The sequence below is a fragment of the Ruegeria sp. N7 genome (genome assembly GCF_056531345.1).
On the sequence record NZ_JBQFLR010000048.1, the window covers coordinates 1 to 1,833 of the forward strand.

A 1,833-nucleotide genomic window follows, 5' to 3' on the forward strand; every position below is an offset into this window, starting at 1 on the left:
CATGCGTTTGGGATCATTGGCTCTGCGATGATGCCGATTTCGGATCTGTTTCCGAAGGCTGGGATCATGTTCTGGGACTGTGCGCATGAGGGCAGCGCGGGGATGATGGCGGATGGCTACACCCGGGCGACCGGCAAGATGTCGATGATGATCGCGCAGAACGGTCCGGGCATCACCAACTTTGTGACCGCCGTCAAGACTGCCTACTGGAACCACACCCCGCTTCTGCTGGTGACCCCGCAGGCGGCCAACAAGACCATCGGTCAGGGGGGCTTTCAGGAAGTCGAGCAGATGAAGCTGTTCGAGGACATGGTCGCCTATCAGGAAGAGGTCCGCGACCCGACCCGCGTCTGCGAGGTTCTGAACCGTGTGATCATGCAGGCCAAGCGCGCCAGCGCCCCGGCCCAGCTGAACATCCCGCGCGACATGTGGACCCAGGTTGTCGATATCGACCTGCCCGCCATTGTCGAGTTCGAGCGCCCCTCGGGCGGCGAAAGCGCCGTGGCTCAGGCGGCCGAGCTGCTGTCGAACGCCAGGAACCCGGTGATCCTGAACGGGGCCGGTGTGGTTCTGGCCGAAGGCGGCATCGAGGCGTCGAAAGCGCTGGCCGAGCGCCTGGATGCGCCGGTCTGCGTCGGCTACCAGCACAATGACGCCTTCCCGGGCAGCCACCCGCTGTTTGCCGGTCCGCTGGGCTATAACGGTTCGAAAGCGGGGATGGAACTGATCAGCGAGGCGGATGTTGTCCTGTGCCTCGGCACCCGTCTGAACCCGTTCTCGACCCTGCCGGGCTATGGCATCAACTACTGGCCCGCGGATGCCAAGATCATCCAGGTTGACATCAACCCCGACCGTATCGGCCTGACCAAGGCTGTCAGCGTCGGCATCATCGGCGACGCCGCCAAGGTGGCAAAGGGCATTCTGGCCCAGCTGAGCGACACCGCCGGTGACGAAGGCCGCAAGGAGCGCAAAGAGCGCATCGCGCAGAAGAAATCGGCCTGGGCGCAGGAACTGACCTCGATGACCCATGAGGATGACGATCCGGGCACCACCTGGAACCAGCGCGCCCGCGCGGCCAAGCCCGACTGGATGAGCCCGCGCATGGCGTGGCGCGCCATTCAGGCGGCGCTGCCGAAAGAGGCGATCATCAGCTCGGACATCGGCAACAACTGCGCCATCGGCAACGCATATCCGTCGTTTGAAGAGGGTCGCAAATACCTGGCGCCGGGCCTGTTCGGCCCCTGCGGCTATGGCCTGCCCGCCGTTGTCGGTGCCAAGATCGGCTGCCCGGATGTTCCGGTTGTGGGCTTTGCCGGTGACGGCGCCTTTGGCATCGCGGTGAACGAGTTGACCGCGATTGGCCGCGAGGAATGGCCCGCCGTGACCCAGATCGTGTTCCGCAACTACCAGTGGGGCGCGGAAAAGCGCAACTCGACCCTGTGGTTCGACGACAACTTCGTGGGCACCGAGCTGGACACCAAGGTGTCTTATGCCGGTATCGCGCAGGCCTGTGGCCTGAAAGGCGTTGTCGCCCGCACCCAGGACGAGCTGACCGCGGCGCTGAACCAGGCGATCGAGGACCAGAAGAACGGCATCACCACGCTGATCGAGGCCCTGATCAACCAGGAGCTTGGCGAGCCTTTCCGCCGCGACGCGATGAAAAAACCCGTCGCAGTCGCCGGCATCAGCGCCGATGACATGAAAGCGCAGGGCGCTTAACCCCAGGACGAGGCCGGAGCACATGACCCTGACACCCGTCGAGCTGTTGCGGCAAAACGCTCCGGCCACCCGTCCCATAATCGCCCTCAGCGAAGGCAACGACCCCCGCATCAC

At 64.4% G+C, this 1,833-nt stretch carries 1 protein-coding gene; it reads left to right on the forward strand.

Going from position 1 to position 1,833, the window contains the following annotated elements; genetic code table 11:
- Positions 1-1,719, forward strand: a 1,719-nt coding sequence (xsc, locus tag ACR0ES_RS20125; protein WP_480774600.1) for a sulfoacetaldehyde acetyltransferase, incomplete at its 5' end; no start/stop codon positions are given.
- Positions 1,720-1,833: the final 114 nt, after the last annotated feature.